The 16,126-nt window shown below is 43.9% G+C and carries 16 protein-coding genes; 2 read left to right on the plus strand and 14 right to left on the minus strand.

Translation table 11 applies throughout. The features are described from left to right. The first annotated feature begins 172 nt into the window (after positions 1 to 172). Positions 173 to 616: a hypothetical protein gene (locus tag ABD014_RS03015; RefSeq protein ID WP_343857235.1), complete on the plus strand. Its 444-nt coding sequence runs from the start codon at positions 173 to 175 to the stop codon at positions 614 to 616. 119 nt (positions 617 to 735) lie between these two features. Here the strand turns inward: ABD014_RS03015 and pstB are convergent, their stop codons facing one another. From pstB to nrdR, 11 genes are all read right to left on the minus strand, one after another. Next, positions 736 to 1,494, minus strand: a complete 759-nt coding sequence (gene pstB / locus ABD014_RS03020) for a phosphate ABC transporter ATP-binding protein PstB (RefSeq protein ID WP_343857237.1) — start codon at positions 1,492 to 1,494, stop codon at positions 736 to 738. A gap of 10 nt (positions 1,495 to 1,504) precedes the next feature. Then, positions 1,505 to 2,392, minus strand: a complete 888-nt coding sequence (gene pstA, locus ABD014_RS03025; protein WP_127001114.1) for a phosphate ABC transporter permease PstA — start codon at positions 2,390 to 2,392, stop codon at positions 1,505 to 1,507. Further along, the gene (gene pstC / locus ABD014_RS03030) at positions 2,389 to 3,288 is read right to left on the minus strand and encodes a phosphate ABC transporter permease subunit PstC (RefSeq protein ID WP_343857242.1); all 900 of its coding nucleotides are present in this window, start codon (positions 3,286 to 3,288) and stop codon (positions 2,389 to 2,391) included. Before pstC ends, pstA begins: the two co-directional genes overlap by 4 nt. Before the next feature lie 76 nt (positions 3,289 to 3,364). Then, complete coding sequence (locus tag ABD014_RS03035; protein WP_379339293.1) at positions 3,365 to 4,300, minus strand: phosphate ABC transporter substrate-binding protein; 936 nt, start codon at positions 4,298 to 4,300, stop codon at positions 3,365 to 3,367. 268 nt (positions 4,301 to 4,568) lie between these two features. Continuing rightward, entirely contained in the window at positions 4,569 to 5,732 is a 1,164-nt protein-coding gene (mmsB, locus tag ABD014_RS03040; protein ID WP_343857244.1) for a multiple monosaccharide ABC transporter permease, read from the minus strand. Positions 5,733 to 5,737: 5 nt separating this feature from the next. Beyond that, entirely contained in the window at positions 5,738 to 7,267 is a 1,530-nt protein-coding gene (mmsA, locus tag ABD014_RS03045) for a multiple monosaccharide ABC transporter ATP-binding protein (protein ID WP_343857246.1), read from the minus strand. Positions 7,268 to 7,346: 79 nt separating this feature from the next. Then, positions 7,347 to 8,435, minus strand: coding sequence for a multiple monosaccharide ABC transporter substrate-binding protein (chvE, locus tag ABD014_RS03050; RefSeq protein WP_343857248.1), 1,089 nt, complete (start codon positions 8,433 to 8,435; stop codon positions 7,347 to 7,349). 342 nt (positions 8,436 to 8,777) lie between these two features. Next, positions 8,778 to 9,995 carry a response regulator gene (locus tag ABD014_RS03055; RefSeq protein WP_343857250.1) on the minus strand — a complete coding sequence of 406 codons (1,218 nt, stop codon included), beginning with the start codon at positions 9,993 to 9,995 and terminating at the stop codon, positions 8,778 to 8,780. A 43-nt stretch (positions 9,996 to 10,038) separates the two neighbouring features. Next, positions 10,039 to 11,889 carry a cache domain-containing sensor histidine kinase gene (locus ABD014_RS03060; protein WP_343857252.1) on the minus strand — a complete coding sequence of 617 codons (1,851 nt, stop codon included), beginning with the start codon at positions 11,887 to 11,889 and terminating at the stop codon, positions 10,039 to 10,041. Positions 11,890 to 11,913: 24 nt separating this feature from the next. Next, a complete protein-coding gene (locus ABD014_RS03065) occupies positions 11,914 to 12,921 on the minus strand; it encodes a substrate-binding domain-containing protein (RefSeq protein WP_343857254.1) in 1,008 nt (335 codons plus the stop codon). A gap of 222 nt (positions 12,922 to 13,143) precedes the next feature. Beyond that, entirely contained in the window at positions 13,144 to 13,611 is a 468-nt protein-coding gene (gene nrdR, locus ABD014_RS03070; RefSeq protein WP_343857257.1) for a transcriptional regulator NrdR, read from the minus strand. A gap of 138 nt (positions 13,612 to 13,749) precedes the next feature. Here nrdR and ABD014_RS03075 point away from each other — a divergent pair, with 138 nt between their 5' ends. Then, positions 13,750 to 13,968: an alpha/beta-type small acid-soluble spore protein gene (locus ABD014_RS03075; RefSeq protein WP_343857260.1), complete on the plus strand. Its 219-nt coding sequence runs from the start codon at positions 13,750 to 13,752 to the stop codon at positions 13,966 to 13,968. Positions 13,969 to 14,044: 76 nt separating this feature from the next. Here ABD014_RS03075 and ABD014_RS03080 read toward each other — a convergent pair whose 3' ends face one another. The 3 genes from ABD014_RS03080 to mutM are packed head-to-tail and all read right to left on the minus strand — an operon-like array spanning position 14,045 to position 16,106. Then, the gene (locus ABD014_RS03080) at positions 14,045 to 14,608 is read right to left on the minus strand and encodes a lytic transglycosylase domain-containing protein (protein WP_251407505.1); all 564 of its coding nucleotides are present in this window, start codon (positions 14,606 to 14,608) and stop codon (positions 14,045 to 14,047) included. After that, on the minus strand, positions 14,605 to 15,201 hold the full coding sequence (gene coaE / locus ABD014_RS03085; RefSeq protein ID WP_343857263.1) for a dephospho-CoA kinase: 597 nt from the start codon (positions 15,199 to 15,201) through the stop codon (positions 14,605 to 14,607). Before coaE ends, ABD014_RS03080 begins: the two co-directional genes overlap by 4 nt. Continuing rightward, a complete protein-coding gene (mutM, locus tag ABD014_RS03090; protein WP_343857266.1) occupies positions 15,198 to 16,106 on the minus strand; it encodes a DNA-formamidopyrimidine glycosylase in 909 nt (302 codons plus the stop codon). Before mutM ends, coaE begins: the two co-directional genes overlap by 4 nt. Between the last annotated feature and the right edge of the window lie 20 nt (positions 16,107 to 16,126).

The following is a 16,126-nucleotide window of genomic DNA, read 5'->3' on the forward strand; positions in this document are numbered from 1 at the left end:
CCTGCTCGTTCAATAGAGTTAGACCTTAGTATGAACTTAAATACAGCTATTCTAAACAGTCTCAGGTCGTAAATATATACTGGACCATAGTCTAAAAAATATAGGCACCTCCCCAGTCCTTCCCACATATGATGAGCCAGAAGGAAATACGACCAAGTGGAGGTTATTAGCTATGGCATTAGGGCAAAACCAAGTGATTTATGAGGCTCACCCCAATACTGTCAAATCCGTTAAAGATTTCAGAGACCAGATGCATCGCGTCGGCAAACAATATGTAGGTCGCAACGTCCGAGTGCAAACGATCGACGGTGTAACGTATGAAGGCCGACTAGTCCACCTTGATGGCGGATTATTGTTCCTCAGCCTTCCCGGTTCTCCAGGAGACGGACAATGGCATGGTCATGATCACTGGGATCAATGGCATGATCACGGCCATGATCATGGACATCATGGCGGGTATCATGACGGGGATCACGATGGTCACCCATGGAACTGGGATGGACACGGACAGTATGATGGGTATCCGCAACCGCGCGGGCTCTATGGGCCATCATTCAACGACGTTATTCTTCCATTAGTTTTATATGAATTGCTGGTAATAACTTTGCTGCTCTAGCATTTAGAACTAACCTCTATTTTACTCTAACCATCTAAAACAAAAAAGAGGCCACATAGCAAAAGGACCCTTATCCACGCCATTTTGCGGGAATGAGGGTCCTTATATTGTATATCGATTTAACCAAATCTACCAGATATATAATCATCAGTCCGCTGATCCGATGGGTTCGTAAAGATCATACTCGTCTCATCATACTCCACGAGCTCTCCCATTAAGAAGAATGCAGTCTTATCCGATACACGAGCGGCCTGCTGCATATTATGGGTAACGATGATAATGCAGTATTCCTCCTTCAGCTCAGCGATCAGTTCTTCAATCTTCGCCGAAGATACCGGGTCAAGTGCAGATGAAGGCTCATCCATCAAGATGATGCTTGGACTAACCGCAATCGATCTGGCAATGCATAGACGCTGCTGCTGGCCACCGGACAAGGATAATGCAGACTGATGCAGACGATCCTTGGTCTCCTCCCACAGTGCCGCCTTGACCAATGATTCCTCCACAATCTTATCCAGCTTCTTACGGTCGCGAATGCCATGATAGCGCGGACCAAAAGCAATATTCTCATAGATCGATTTATGGAACGGATTCGGGCGCTGCCAGACCATCCCGATCCTCTGCCGTAGAAGTACCACGTCAGTCTTCGGATCATTAATATTCTCATTGCCGATCCAAATCTCCCCAGTGATGCGCGATCCCTCGATCAGATCATTCATTCGGTTCAGACTGCGCAGGAAAGTCGATTTACCGCAGCCGGAAGGGCCGATCAAGGCCGTGACCTGCTTGGAGGCAAAGTCGAGCGAGATTTGCTTAACCGCATGTTTCTCACCATAGAATACATTCAAATCTTTTGTAGACAATTCTATATTTTGCATGGAAGCCCTCCTATTTCGCAGCCGTAAATTTCTTCAGCATGAGACGACCAACCCAGCGTGCCAGCAGGTTGAAGATAAGCACCGTCAAAATCAGCACAGCGGAAGCGCCAGCGGCAATCTGCGGAGCATCCGGGGCCAGCCCCTCAGAATTGATCTTCCAGATGTGTACAGCCAGCGTCTCAGCTGGACGGAAAGGATTCAGCGGCGAAGTAGGGCTGAGCGGATTCCAATTGGTGAAATCCAGCCTTGGACTACTCATTCCCGCCGTGAATAACAAAGCTGCGGCTTCACCGAATACCCGGCCAGCTGCAAGAATGGTTCCGGTCAGTATCACTGGCATCGAAATCGGCAGCATAATGGATTTGATCGTCTTCCATTTGGAAATACCGAGCGCAAGACTCGCTTCCTTCTGTGCAGCAGGAACACCGGACATGCCCTGTTCCGTAATCCGTACCATTAGCGGCAAATTGAAGACGGTTAAGGCAAGCGCGCCGGAGAACAGTGAGAAGCCAAGTCCAAAAGTATTTACAATGACGAGCAAACCGAACAAGCCAACTACGATCGATGGGAAAGAAGAGAGCACTTCGACAATCAGACGAATCGTATCTGTAATTTTCCCTGGCTTGGCATATTCACTCATATAGATGCCTGCGCCAAGCCCTAAAGGGACCGTAATGATCATAGTTAATACAAGCAGGAATAAAGAATTGAACAACTGCGGCCCGATACCCCCACCCTCCTTGATCGTCTGCGGTGCAGAGGTCAAGAAGTGGAAGCTGACATGTCCGAGTCCTCGGACCAGAATGAAGCCGAGCAAACCGGCCATGATAAGGACGATAATCCCAGCCAGAGTGACGATTACGGCGGTAGCTACTTTATCTTTTGTTTTTGCACTCATCGCTGTGCTCTCCTTTCAAGCCGGCGGACAATAAAGACGAAGACGAAGGTCATCAGCATCAGAATCAACGCCAACGTCCACAGTACATTATTTTGCATTGAGCCCATTACGGTATTACCCATGCTGAGTGTGATGACACTCGTTAATGTTGAAGTCGATTCAAATAGAGATTGAGGGATATGCGGTGCGTTACCGATAACCATCTGGACGGCCAAAGCTTCACCGAAAGCACGTGCCATTCCAAGCACGATCCCTGTCATAAGCGCAGGCATCGTCGTTGGAATGACCGTACGCGATAGCGTCTGCCACCTAGTCGCTCCAAGCGCATAAGAGCCCTCCTTCAGTCCGGCCGGAAGAGAAGCGAGCGCATCGGTCGCGATCGACGTAATGGTAGGCAGAATCATAATCGACAATACCGTCGCACCCGCAGCAATACCAAGTCCTTGACCCGGAAAAATAGTGCGGTAGAACGGTACGATAACACTAAGGCCGACGAAGCCGTATACTACCGAAGGAATTCCGGCTAACAGTTCGATCACCGGCTGCAAATATTTTCTACCGATATTAGGCATAATCTCGACCATAAATAATGCCGCGCTGACGCCAAGCGGAGCAGCGATGACAGCAGCTAGCAGGGAAGTACTGAATGAGCCTATGATAAACGGCAAAGCACCGAAAAGAGGTGGCTCTCCATCCGGTTTCCAGGTCTTTCCGAATATTTCACTGATTTTAAGTCCGTTTTGAAAAAATGCACTTAATCCTTTTGTCGCCACAAAGTATACCATGGAGAAAATAATTACAACGAGCAGGACGATACAAAAGGAGGTTAATATTTTTCCGGTCCATTCTTCGATAACATGCTGTTTGACTTTTTGTTTTCCACCGGACTGACTCATAGACCTCTCCCTTTACACAGCACTTAAAGAGGCAGGATATCCGCCTCCTTAAGTACTTTAATTATGTTGTCAATTATTACTTAGTGATGTTGCCATCGATATCGCGCTTTACTTGCATTTTGCTAGCCGGGATATATCCAAGCTCGACAACATCTTTATTTTGTACTTCATCAGAGGTCATGTAGTCCAGGAAAGCCTTCACGATTTCATTTGGCTCACCCTTCGTGTACATGTGCTCGTAAGCCCATACCGGATAAGTACCATTTGCCACGTTATCTTCCGTCGGATCTACGCCTTCGTACTTCACGGCTTTGATGGAGTCATCAAGATAAGAGAGTGCAAGGTAGCCGATAGCTCCTGGTGTTTCTTTAACCAGCTTCTTGACTGTACCTGAGGAATCCTCTTGAATCGCGCCTGCCAAGTCTTCAGTCTTCGTGCCTAATGCATATTTCTCGAATGTTGCACGTGTACCGGAGCTGGATGGACGGTTGATGATTTGGATTTTTTGATCTGCGCCGCCGAGATCCTTCCAGTTTGTAATTTCGCCTTTAAAGATTTTAACCAACTGATCTTTAGTCAGATTATCTACTGTAATTTCTGGGTTAACTACGGTTGCCATACCTACTACAGCAACTTGATGGTCAACCAACTCTGCTGCAGGACCTGCTTCCAACTTCTCAGCAGCAAATACGTCGGAGTTACCGATATCCGCTTGTCCTCCGGATACTTGCGTCAACCCTGTTCCACTACCTCCACCTTGCACTTGAATCGATACCTTCGGATTCAGATCCATGAAGCTTTGGCTAGCTTGTTCAACAAGCGGCTGCAATGCCGATGAACCTACTGCAAGGATAGAACCGGAGAGCTCGGTCTTGTTGCCACTGTTCGTGGAATTTCCTGCAGACGAGTTGTCCGAAGAATTCGCTGTCTTATTATTAGAACTGCTTTGACCACAAGCAGCCAGCGTTAAAGTTAAAATAATCGTTAAAACCAACAACATACTCTTTTTCATAATTCAGGTTTCCCCCTCATTTGTTTGTATACTCTGATTATAGAAGCCTATTATCAAAGCCATGTTTTCGTTTTGTAAACGGAGTGTAAAAATTATTGATCTTAAAAATGTCTATAAATAAAAAAAGCATGCTTTTGAGGCATGCTCTTCATTTCAATCTTAGTTTGAACATATATATATTTTTGATTCACCACGCGGATTCTATAAATCCAGCCGCCCCGTAACCTAATTGTCCCTTTGCGACTGATGTACTAATTAAAACTATCCTCTATGAGGTCTTCGATTTGTTATAGATATCAAACCCAACTGCGAATAATAACACAAGCCCTTTGATTCCCTGCTGCCAGTCGATACCTAGGCCAACCAAAGACATACCGTTGTTCATTACACCCATAACTAATCCACCAATAATTGCGCCGATGACTGTCCCGATACCTCCTGATGCAGAAGCACCACCGATGAAGCAGGCTGCGATCGCATCAAGCTCGAAGTTCAACCCCGCTTTTGGGGTAGCGGCATTCAGACGAGCTGCAAAAATAAGTCCCGAAAGTGCAGCCAATACGCCCATATTAACAAATACCCAGAATGTTACTTTTTTGGTTTTCACACCTGATAGACTCGCTGCCTTCTCATTACCTCCGATTGCATAAATATGCCGTCCTATCGTCAGATTGTTCATTACAAAAGAATAAATAGCAATCAAGACAATGAGAATGACCAGAATATTCGGAATCCCATTGTAGCTTGCAAGCACATATGAGAACAGATTTATAACCATTACTAAAGCTGTAGTCTTTGCAATAGAGACCCAAATAGGTGATTGCTCAAAACCATATTTATTCTGAACTTTACGTTCTCTGAACTCCTGATACACGACCACTACTGATAACACTATACCAACAACAATGGTTAATATATGGAGTGAACCTCCACCAACTAAATCGGGAATAAAACCTGCGCTAATCTTCTGAAATGTCTTCGGAAAAGGAGCAATAGATTGTCCTCCTAACACAACCATCGTCAAACCCCGGAATAATAGCATCCCTGCCAGCGTCACGATAAATGCTGGGATTTTAACATATGCAACCCAGAAGCCCTGCCATGCACCAATAAGTGCTCCCATGAGTAGTGACAAAATGACTGCAAGTACCGGATTCATCTCCATATTGACCATCATGATCGCTGACAATGCCCCGATAAAAGCGGCAACCGAACCAACAGAAAGATCAATATGTCCCGTAATAATAACAAGTGCCATCCCGATTGCTAACACCAAGATGTAGCTGTTCTGAAGAATTAGATTCGTAACGTTTAACGGTTTAAGCAAAGTTCCGTCTGTTAGAATTTGGAAAAGAACAGATATAAATACTAGAGCAATAATCATCCCATATTGACGAATATTCTTCTTAAAAAGATCCCCTAACGCTCCCATGTTGCCTACCCCCTGCTTCGTGTCATGTATTGCATCAATATCTCCTGCGTCGCATCCTGCTGTTCTACTTCTCCGGTAATACGACCTTCATTCATAATGTAGACTCGATCACACATACCAAGAATTTCTGGAAGTTCTGAAGAGATAAGCAGCACTCCCTTACCTTCCATAGCCAGTTGGTTGATGATAGAGTAAATTTCATATTTAGCACCTACGTCGATTCCACGAGTAGGCTCATCCAAGATAAGAACATCCGGCTGGGCATAAATCCATTTGCTGAGTACCACCTTTTGTTGATTACCACCGCTGAGATTAACTGTTTTCTGTAAAATACTCGGCGTCTTGATGTTCAATTTCCTGCGATACTCTTCTGCTATCAGCACTTCTTCATTTTTATTAATCACGCCAAACTTAGACAATTTCTTCAAATTACTCAAAGAGATATTTCGCTTAATATCATCAATCAGAATAAGTCCATAATGCTTGCGATCCTCTGTAACATATGCCAATCCACTCTCTATGGCCGTATTAATATCATTTAAATGAACTTCATTTCCATGCATGAACACCTGTCCACTAATTCGTTTGCCGTATGATTTCCCGAATATACTCATCGCAAGTTCTGTGCGACCCGCCCCCATCAAACCAGCGATTCCAACTACTTCACCACGTCTTATATTAATATTAATATCATGAAGTATTTTACGATCCTGTTGGGTCGGATGATATGCCTCCCAGTTCCGCACTTCGAAGATCGTCTCTCCTATTTGCGGAGTACGCTCAGGATAGCGATGGGTTAGATCCCGCCCAACCATGCCTTTAATAATGACATCTTCAGTTACTTGATCCTGTACCATATCCAGTGTTTGTATCGTCTGGCCGTCACGCAGTATAGTGATGGAATCTGCTATCTTCTTAATTTCATTCAATTTATGTGAAATGATAATCGAGGTGATACCTTGTCTCTTAAGCTCACAAATAAGCTCTAGTAGATTCTCACTATCATCCTCATTGAGCGCGGCGGTAGGTTCATCGAGAATTAGCAGCTTCACTTCCTTGGAGAGCGCCTTTGCGATCTCAACCAACTGTTGTTTACCAACACCTATTGTAGATACTATAGTATTCGGTGATTCTTTGAGACCGACAGTTTGCAGTAGTTTCTTGGTCTTGACCTTGGTTTCGTTCCAATTAATCACTCCATGCTTTACCTGCTCATTACCTAAGAAAATATTCTCTGCTATCGATAAATAGGGGCTTAGTGCTAACTCTTGATGAATGATAACTATCCCTTGTCTTCCACTGTCTTTGATATCTTTAAACTGACAAACCTGCCCTTTGAATAAAATATCTCCCTCATACGTTCCAAAAGGGTATACACCGCTAAGCACTTTCATCAGCGTAGATTTGCCAGCGCCGTTTTCCCCGCATAAAGCGTGAATCTCGCCTTCCTTAACCTTCAAATTAACGTTTTCGAGCGCCTTCACACCGGGAAACGTCTTGGTGATTCCCTTCATTTCCAAAATATAATCCGTCAAGTTTCTCACCCAGCTTTCGTTGTAACTGAAGTAACGGATACGGCAACAGCCTTTTCAGGCTGCCGCCGTATATGTTTTCCTATTTGTATAACTCATCTTTGGTGTAATAACCACTATTCACTAGAACTTCATCTATATTGGTAGCATCTACAGATACCGGTTCCAGCAAGTACGAAGGTACTATTTTTACACCATTGTCATAGGTTGTCGTATCATTAACTTCTGCTTCTGTTCCGCCCAGTACACTTTGCGTCATCTGTACAGCTTTCTTAGCCAGCTCCCGAGTATCCTTAAATACGGTTTGAGTCTGTTCACCGGCAATGATTGATTTGATCGAAGCTAATTCAGCATCTTGACCCGTTACAATAGGAAGTGTCTTGCCTCCGGACCCATAGCCTACCCCTTTAAGTGAGGATAGTACTCCAATACTGATACCGTCATATGGAGAGAGCACAGCATCCAGATTTTCTGTAGCGTAGTGCGCACTAAGCAAGTTATCCATACGGGCTTGAGCGGTCGCTCCATCCCAACGAAGTGTCGCTACTTGAGCCATAGTCGTCTGGCCGCTACGAACCACAAGCTTTCCGGAATCAATGTAAGGCTTCAGAATAGACATCGCTCCATCGAAGAAGAAGTAAGCGTTATTATCATCTGGAGAACCACCAAACAGCTCAATATTGAATGGTCCCTTTCCATCTTTGAGGCCTAATTTATTTTCAATATAAGTACCTTGTTGTACCCCTACTTTAAAATTATCGAAGGTTGCATAATAATCTACATATTCACTCTTTTTGATCAGGCGATCATAAGCGATAACTTTTATGTTTGCATCGTGCGCTTTTTGAAGTACATCAGTTAAGGCTTCTCCATCAATGGAAGCGATAACAATTGCATTTACACCTTTAGTAATCATGTTCTCAATTTGGGAAATTTGGTTCTCAACTACGTCCTCCGCGTACTGTAAATCTGTGCTATAGCCAAGCTTCTCCAACTCTTTCACCATGTTGCTTCCATCATTTACCCAGCGTTCCGAAGATTTCGTTGGCATTGCAATCCCAACTTTTCCTTTGTTTCCTCCGGAGCTGCTCTCTTTTGTTGCTCCATTTCCACAAGCAGATAAAACAAGAATGAATGCCATTGCCAACATGATCAATGAGTACCTTTTCATTTTTACACTACCCCCTGAAGTTCTATCGTTATAGTGGAGTTGTTCCCCTATTGACAAGTTGAGTATAGCAAGGAGATGTAGGTAGAGTATTTATAATAAAACTACTATTTTTATAAAAACCGAACTTTTGTTAGCGGTTTCACAATAAGGTTCAAAAAGTCAGACTTTCAGCACCGAGAAGGTTGGATGAAGCTAGGGACTGAGGAGCGGAGCGTACGTTTTGGGTACGTGAGCACCGGAAGGCCCGGCTGAATTCAAGATTCGATGTCGAATAAGCTTTCAGTGTTACTTCGTGATCAAAGGGGGACTTTTTGAACTTCCTCTTAAAAAAAGAAGATTCTTCTAGGAAGAAGAACCTTCGCTTGGTAAAACTCCTTTACGATATTGCAGTGGTGATACTCCAGTTGATTTTTTAAATGAGGTGCTAAAATAGTGCTGCGTTTCGTAGCCAGTCTGCTCTGCGATCTCACTAATACTCAAATCCGTAGAATTCAGTAATTGACAGGCCTTTCTGATCCGAATCTGCGCCAAATAAGCACCAAAAGAAGTTCCTAACTCCTGTTTGAATAACCTGCTGAGATAAACCGGTGATGCCTTTAAAATTCCAGCTGTCGACTCTAACGTTATCCCATATTCGCTGTAATGCTCCAGCATATATTGTTTAGCTCTCCGCACCAGCGGAGATAATGGCGGCTCTTGAGATAGCGTGACTCTACACCTACGATACGAAGAAGCTAGTTCAGAAATTTCCCCTTCAATATGCTCAATTCCTATTTCTACGGCGATCTTCAGGTAAGTACGAACCTCCTGCTCAATCCGAGTTAACCCGGCCTCCCCGGAACTCGTCCATAAAATAATGGCAATATGTCCGGAAGAATCACGAAATATTGCTTTGGGATATTCACTAAGCAATTCTATTGCGATATTCTCAATGGCAAATAAGTACAGCTGCCTTTCATTCTCCTTAATACCAGGATTTTGTACTTCCCATCTCCATTTTATAATCCCGAGCAGTTCAGGTCGTCTAATCGGTAATTGTAAAAAATGCAATTGTTCCTCTATCTCTCCCTGGCTTAGATTGCCCTCCAGCCACTCCTGGCAGAAACGCTCACGTAGCAGTGGAAAGTTCTTCACAATTTGCTTGGACGTCTGTTGCTGTTGCTGGTGCCTTTGCTGTTCTCTCTCCAGTTCATTCCGTAAACCTTGCATAACCTGAGTTAATTCTGTCGGATCGGCTGGCTTTAGAAGATAGTCATTAACCTGTAGTCTAATAGATTCCTGTGCATAGGCAAACTCATCATGTCCGGTAATCACTACGATTTTACAGCCAGGTAACTGCTCTCTAAGTTTCTTCATCAGATCTATTCCATGCATAATAGGCATATTCAGATCAACGAGAGCAATATCTATGGTATGATATAACGCATGCTCCAGTGCCTCCACACCATCCTCAGCCTCTGCGACCACCTCCATGCTTAAGTCCGCCCAGTCTACAGCTTCCCTGATACCTTCACGAATAATATCTTCATCATCTGCTATCATGACCTTCCAACGTTCCATAACTATAGCCCTCCTCAGATGTGAATACCAAAAACTTAATTTGTTACTGCCCGTGAACAATCGGATGCTTTACAATAACCGTGGTCCCTATTCCTATTTCACTATCGATGCTAAGACCATATTCTTCTCCATAAGTTAGGCGAATTCGCGCCTGAACGTTAAGAATTCCATACCCACTTCCTGTACTACCCGGCAACTGATTCACCGTCTCGATATATTCGCTTTCTCTACCAACGTTTTCAAGCTTCGTCTTCAGCATTAGCAGCAGATCAGATGGGATACCCACGCCGTCGTCCTGAACTTTCAAGATCAAATCTCCTTCTTGCTCAGTCACTTCAATTGAGATATGGCCTGGGCCACGCCGCTGCTTGATTCCATGGTAGATCGCATTTTCTACAATTGGTTGTAAGATCAGCTTAAGTACATGTAGTTCCTCTAACTTAGGATCAGCTGCAATATTATAGAAGAGCTTGCTGCTATACCGTACATGTTGAATTTTCAAATAACTGGTAATGTGCTCAAGTTCATCAGCCAAGGGAATAATATCATTGCCCTTGCTAAGGCCTAGCCGGAATAGGCGCGACATTGCTTTGACTACTTCAGCAATATCCTCTGCGCCCTTTCTACGAGCCATCCAATGAATTGTATCCAGCGTATTGTAGAGAAAATGCGGCTTAATGTGCGCCTGAAGACTTCGCAGCTCAGCCTCCCGCTTCTGTCGTTCCTGCAGTTCTGTCAGCGACAGCAGACGGTTGATCTGGACTAGCATCGTATTGAAGCTTCTCCCGAGCATCCCTATTTCATCAGAACGAGCCCCCCAATAGCGTATATTTAAATCTCCAGATTCAGCCTTGCTCATAAAGGACGCCAATTGTCCGATGGGACGGGAAATTGAATGAGCTAAATAAAAGGATGCAGTCATCCCTAACATACAGATTAGAAACACAAAGGTAACCAAATTAAATGTAATCTCTCGAACACCATAAGCAGATTCCTCCATCGGAAATATACCTACAGTAGTCCACCCCGTAAACGAAGAAGTTCTATAAATAAGCTGCAACTGACGTCCATCCACTTCATTAGAGGTAATTCCCGAGGTTTCAGTAAATAACTCTGTTGGAATATGGCTCATAATTGGATGTTCCGGAGTATAAATTAACTCGCCGCTGTCATCAACAACAGCCAGATAACCTGTTTTACCTAGAGTAACGTCTCTAGCCGTCTCTGCAATAGCCCGCAACTTCAAATCGATAAGAATAACCCCTTGTACAACCTGAGTTTCCGGATCAATAATCGCCCTAACCGCAGATATAACCTCACTCTCTTTATAATCCACATGTGACATGACAGCCCGTCCATAAGGATGACCAACAATTTTAAAAATCCCTTTATTATCAATGGCTTTTTTATACCACTCTTCACTTGTAATACTAGTACCAGGGCGAGTGTACATCTCATTGCTAATGTAGTCACCCTGTCCGTTAACGATCATAATTCCAGCAATCTCAGAACTTAGTGTAGTGAAACCTTGCAGAAACATACGTATACCATATTCGGTTGATTCACTATTATTTACTCCTTTACTTCCTTGTGCAACCGCCTTCATTTGTCCGCTAAAAAAAGATTGCACAGCCGGATCAAATGAAATCAAATACGTGATCTTCTGTAAATTCTCTACATCACTCTCAAAAGACGAATTGACCTTGCCAATCAGTTGCATAGTATTCTCATTGCTCTGATCCCCTACAATCCGATCAACAGTCCATCCGATCAATAAACCTAAACCGATAGAAGGCAAGATACTGATAAGCAAAAAGTGGATGATTAGCTTATACCTTATAGGCAAATTGTTTAATTTCAGCTTGTCCATCGATAGCCTGTTCGTACTTCTCATCGTTGTCCTCCTGCTGAACAGTATCTATTTTGCATAGTAATTATCAACATTATTTCGTGTTACTACATCAATACCAGTATCAACGACATCCGGAACAGGTACCAATTTACTGTTTGAATACGCTAGAGGATCGACAGCAAGGTCCCGATGAAGACGAAATAGTTGCATAAGTGACCAATAGCCCATATTCCATGTACCTTGCGCCATCGTCGCTGAAATAGTACCACTTTTTACAAGATCAAGCGTTCTTTTATCCGTGTCAAAGCTTATAATTTTGAGTGATACACCACTGTGGGCATCTACCGCTTCGGCTACCCCAATCCCACCGTTTGATTCTGTAGCAAATATGCCTTTTACCTCTGGATACGAGGATAAGATTTGTTCTGCAGCCTGTCTTGAAAAGACAAGGTCCCCTCGTCCATCTTCTACAGCGACTACCTTCATATAGGGAAACTCTTTTTGAATAGTGTCACAGAAACCATCCGTCCGCTCCTGATGATTATGCTGATCAGGCGTTGTAACAATCGCCACTTGGCCTGTTGCTCCAGTTAACTCCGCCATTTTACGTGCGGCTTCAACTCCGGCATTATAATTATCCGTTCCCAGATAAGAATAGGCTTTGCTATCAGGGGCCCCCGAATCAAACAACACAACAGGGATGCCACTTTCTACTGCCTTATTGATCGTTGCAGTTAACAGTTCGGAATTCACAGCAGAAATGGCAATGCCCGCTGGCTTTTTAGAGATGACTTGTTCCAAAACGGTCATTTGTTCACTCGCATTATGTTTAGTGGAGCCATGATATTCTACAGATACATTCAGTTCTTCTGCCCCATCTTCGAAACCCTTTAAAATACTTTTCCAATAATCGATGCCTGTCTGAAACGTGACCATAACGTATGTGTCCTCTAGATTTCCCCTAAGCCCTGTTTTCTCCCAAGGGTCTTTGGAATTGGTTTGTAACCTGTAATTAAGTACATACACAATAAAAAATCCGATAAGGACGACATAAACAAGCCACAGCTTCTTCATCGATGTAACCCCTTTCATAACTTGTGATGAAAAATATATGTTTTTAAGAATGAGATTAACCTTAGCTTAGCACATGTAATGATCGATGAGAATAATTAGCCTTGAGTATACAAAAAAAGAAGATACCCGTTAAAATCAAATCTGCAGGTATCTCCCATCAGAGTTTTACTACTGTGTTTTTATAAATCAGAAAATCTGTTAATCATTCATACTTCCTGTTCATTACTCATCACCTGCAGGCTTGGAGAGCAGGCTGTTCAACTCCTTCATGAACATGTTAATGTCCTTGAATTGACGGTATACCGAGGCGAAGCGGACATAAGCAACCTCATCAACCGGATACAGCTGTTCCATGACCAGTTCGCCGATTTCACGGCTTTCCACTTCTGCGTTCGCAGAGTGGCGCATCTGACGCTCTACCGCGGATACGATAGACTCTAATTGCTCTACAGATACCGGTCTTTTCTCACAAGCACGCATTAGTCCTCTAAGCAGCTTCTCACGATTGAATTCCTCGCGGCTGCCGTCTTTCTTAATGACGATGAGCGGCATTTCCTCCACCATCTCAAATGTAGTAAAACGTCGGCTGCATTTCTCACATTCACGACGGCGGCGGATCGATCGATTCTCGTTAGCCGGCCTCGAATCAAGCACCTTCGTTCCCATATAGTTACAATACGGACATCTCACGCAAAAATGTCTCCCTTCTGCTTCTGCTAACTGATATTCCTGAAAATAAGAATACCAATAAATAACTAAAAAAATCAGTAATGAAGTTTCAAATACCGGAGCATAATACTGTTACCAACCGCAAGGAGGTGAACAACAATGGCGCAAGGTTCTAATTCTAACAACCTGGTAGTAAAACAAGCTTCCGGTGCACTCGAGCAAATGAAATACGAAGTTGCTCAAGAGCTTGGCATTAATTTTCCACAAGATGGATACGCTGGTAACCTGACTTCTTACGAAAACGGTTCGATCGGTGGTTACATTACTAAACGCTTGGTAACAATCGCCGAACAACAATTGGCAGGCCAATTCAAATAAGTAAGCTCTCAGGAAAGCATTGAAAGGCTCTGTAGCCTTTTGGTGCTTTCCTTATCTATTGTAACCGAGGCTTTCCTTAAAAATCATCATATATCTCGGAATATTGTTTATAGTAATGAGTTACCCGAAGGACATAATTCCTTGTCTCCGGAAACGGTATGTCATCGACAGTATTCAACTGACCGTCCCATCTCTTGCTCTTAATCCAGTTTTTCACATGAGTAGGGCCCGCATTGTAGGCCGCGATCACAGCAATTATATTTCCGTCGAATTGCTCTGACAAATAATTCAAGTACCAAGTTCCAATTCGGACATTTACATCAATCTCGTTCTTTACTTGATCAAGATGTACTTTATCATATTTAGCCTGATCAATAATCCATTCGGCCGTGCCTGGCATAATCTGCATGATGCCGAGCGCACCCTTCCTCGATTCGGCACCGACTTTATAGTTTGATTCTGCCTTAATAATCGCAGCCACGATCAACGGATCCAGACCATTCTCCTGTGCGTGCTGTTTAATTTCTTCTTTATAATAGATCGGATAGAACATGGACAACCATGCGGAATTAAAAAACAAAATGGCAACAAAACCAAGAAACAGCAAAAGCAGCACTCTCTTCTTCCGCAGCAGCCTCATACAGTAACCTTTTCCCGCCAGAATTTCTCGATTTGACGCCTCGTCTCATCCAATCCATAACGGTTGTCAATCAGAACATCGGCTTTACTCTTCTTCAATTCTATATCCATCTGTGCTGCCAGCCTTGAGCTTGCCTGTTCCATAGTAAGATTGTCACGTTCCATCAATCGTTCTAGCTGAACTTCCCTTGGAACATATACGACCATAATCTGTTCATAGAGCCCTTCCTGTCCCGATTCATATAGCAGAGGAATATCACAAACGACCAGACGATGAGGATTAGCCGCTTCCAGTGCTTTCATTCTCGCCGCCATCTCGCTGCGGATTGCCGGATGCGTCAATTCATTCAGCACTTTACGCTGCTCTGGATTCGAGAATACAACTGCCCCAAGCTGCTTGCGATTCAAAGTTCCGTCCGGATTCAGAATATCCTCTCCGAAATGCTCTGCAACTCTAGCCAGAACCGGATGCCCCGGCTCCATGATTTCTCTAGCGATGACATCGGCATCGATTAGCTCTGCTCCTAATGAGACAAGCATGCGAGAGACCGTGCTCTTTCCGGTTGCTATCCCACCGGTTAGTCCGATATTCATCCCCTCACCTCACCGTCGACTTTAGAATTCGAAGAAGCTGTGGAACGTTTAGATTTAGTCTTTTTAATGCTTGTCCGCTTCAAAGGCTGACACTTCGGGCAGTAATGCGTTCCGCGGCCTCCAACGACCGTCTTCTCGACAGGGTGACCACAGATTACGCATGACTCATCCTTCCGTCCATAGATGCGCAGTGATTGCTGGAACATTCCCATCTCTCCCTGTCCATTTACATAGGACTTAATGGAGGACCCGCCAGCTTCAACCGCTTCATTTAATGTTTCCAAGATCATAGTATGGAGCTTGCGAAGCAGATCATCACTTAGCTCGTAAGCGGGAGTCTCAGGGTGAATCCCGGCACGGAACAACGCCTCGTCTACATAAATATTGCCAAGCCCGACCACATATTCCTGATTCAAGAGCGCCACCTTAATTTTGGTCGACCGTTTAGCCATAACCTTGCGGAAAGCCTCATACGTAAACGATTCATCAAGCGGTTCAAGTCCCAGCTTAGACAAAGGTTTATGGTTGAACTCATCTCCGGCCGCGAATAAATGCATCGTCCCGAACTGACGTACATCCTTATATCTAAGCTCCGTTCCATCTGTAAAATGGAAGATAACATGCGTATGCTTCTCAACCGGATCACTGCTATGATACAGACCGTAACGTCCTTCCATTCTCAAATGAGAGACGAGAACAACACCATCCATAATAAAGCGCAAAAACTTCCCTCTGCGGCCCATCTCCAAAATACGATGCCCCGCAAGATCCATCTCAAACTGTCTGATATCATCGGGTTTTTGGATAATTCTTGGCAATGATACCGTAACCGACTGAATTGTCTTGCCTACAACAAGTTCCGACAATGTTCTTCTAACCGTCTCTACCTCTGGTAATTCCGGCATATTCTATTTCACCTCATCTA

The organism is Paenibacillus motobuensis (assembly GCF_039521865.1).
GTDB classification, from domain to species: domain Bacteria; phylum Bacillota; class Bacilli; order Paenibacillales; family Paenibacillaceae; genus Fontibacillus; species Fontibacillus motobuensis.

What these genes read in the sequence shown, in the direction of transcription:
- ABD014_RS03015 (WP_343857235.1), top strand. Translation starts at nt 173, where the DNA reads ATGGCATTAGGGCAAAACCAAGTGATTTATGAGGCTCACCCCAATACT.
- pstB (WP_343857237.1), bottom strand. Translation starts at nt 1,494, where the DNA reads ATGCAAAATATAGAATTGTCTACAAAAGATTTGAATGTATTCTATGGT.
- pstA (WP_127001114.1), bottom strand. Translation starts at nt 2,392, where the DNA reads ATGAGTGCAAAAACAAAAGATAAAGTAGCTACCGCCGTAATCGTCACT.
- pstC (WP_343857242.1), bottom strand. Translation starts at nt 3,288, where the DNA reads ATGAGTCAGTCCGGTGGAAAACAAAAAGTCAAACAGCATGTTATCGAA.
- ABD014_RS03035 (WP_379339293.1), bottom strand. Translation starts at nt 4,300, where the DNA reads ATGAAAAAGAGTATGTTGTTGGTTTTAACGATTATTTTAACTTTAACG.
- mmsB (WP_343857244.1), bottom strand. Translation starts at nt 5,732, where the DNA reads ATGGGAGCGTTAGGGGATCTTTTTAAGAAGAATATTCGTCAATATGGG.
- chvE (WP_343857248.1), bottom strand. Translation starts at nt 8,435, where the DNA reads ATGAAAAGGTACTCATTGATCATGTTGGCAATGGCATTCATTCTTGTT.
- ABD014_RS03055 (WP_343857250.1), bottom strand. Translation starts at nt 9,995, where the DNA reads ATGGAACGTTGGAAGGTCATGATAGCAGATGATGAAGATATTATTCGT.
- ABD014_RS03060 (WP_343857252.1), bottom strand. Translation starts at nt 11,889, where the DNA reads ATGAGAAGTACGAACAGGCTATCGATGGACAAGCTGAAATTAAACAAT.
- ABD014_RS03065 (WP_343857254.1), bottom strand. Translation starts at nt 12,921, where the DNA reads ATGAAGAAGCTGTGGCTTGTTTATGTCGTCCTTATCGGATTTTTTATT.
- ABD014_RS03075 (WP_343857260.1), top strand. Translation starts at nt 13,750, where the DNA reads ATGGCGCAAGGTTCTAATTCTAACAACCTGGTAGTAAAACAAGCTTCC.
- ABD014_RS03080 (WP_251407505.1), bottom strand. Translation starts at nt 14,608, where the DNA reads ATGAGGCTGCTGCGGAAGAAGAGAGTGCTGCTTTTGCTGTTTCTTGGT.
- coaE (WP_343857263.1), bottom strand. Translation starts at nt 15,201, where the DNA reads ATGAATATCGGACTAACCGGTGGGATAGCAACCGGAAAGAGCACGGTC.
- mutM (WP_343857266.1), bottom strand. Translation starts at nt 16,106, where the DNA reads ATGCCGGAATTACCAGAGGTAGAGACGGTTAGAAGAACATTGTCGGAA.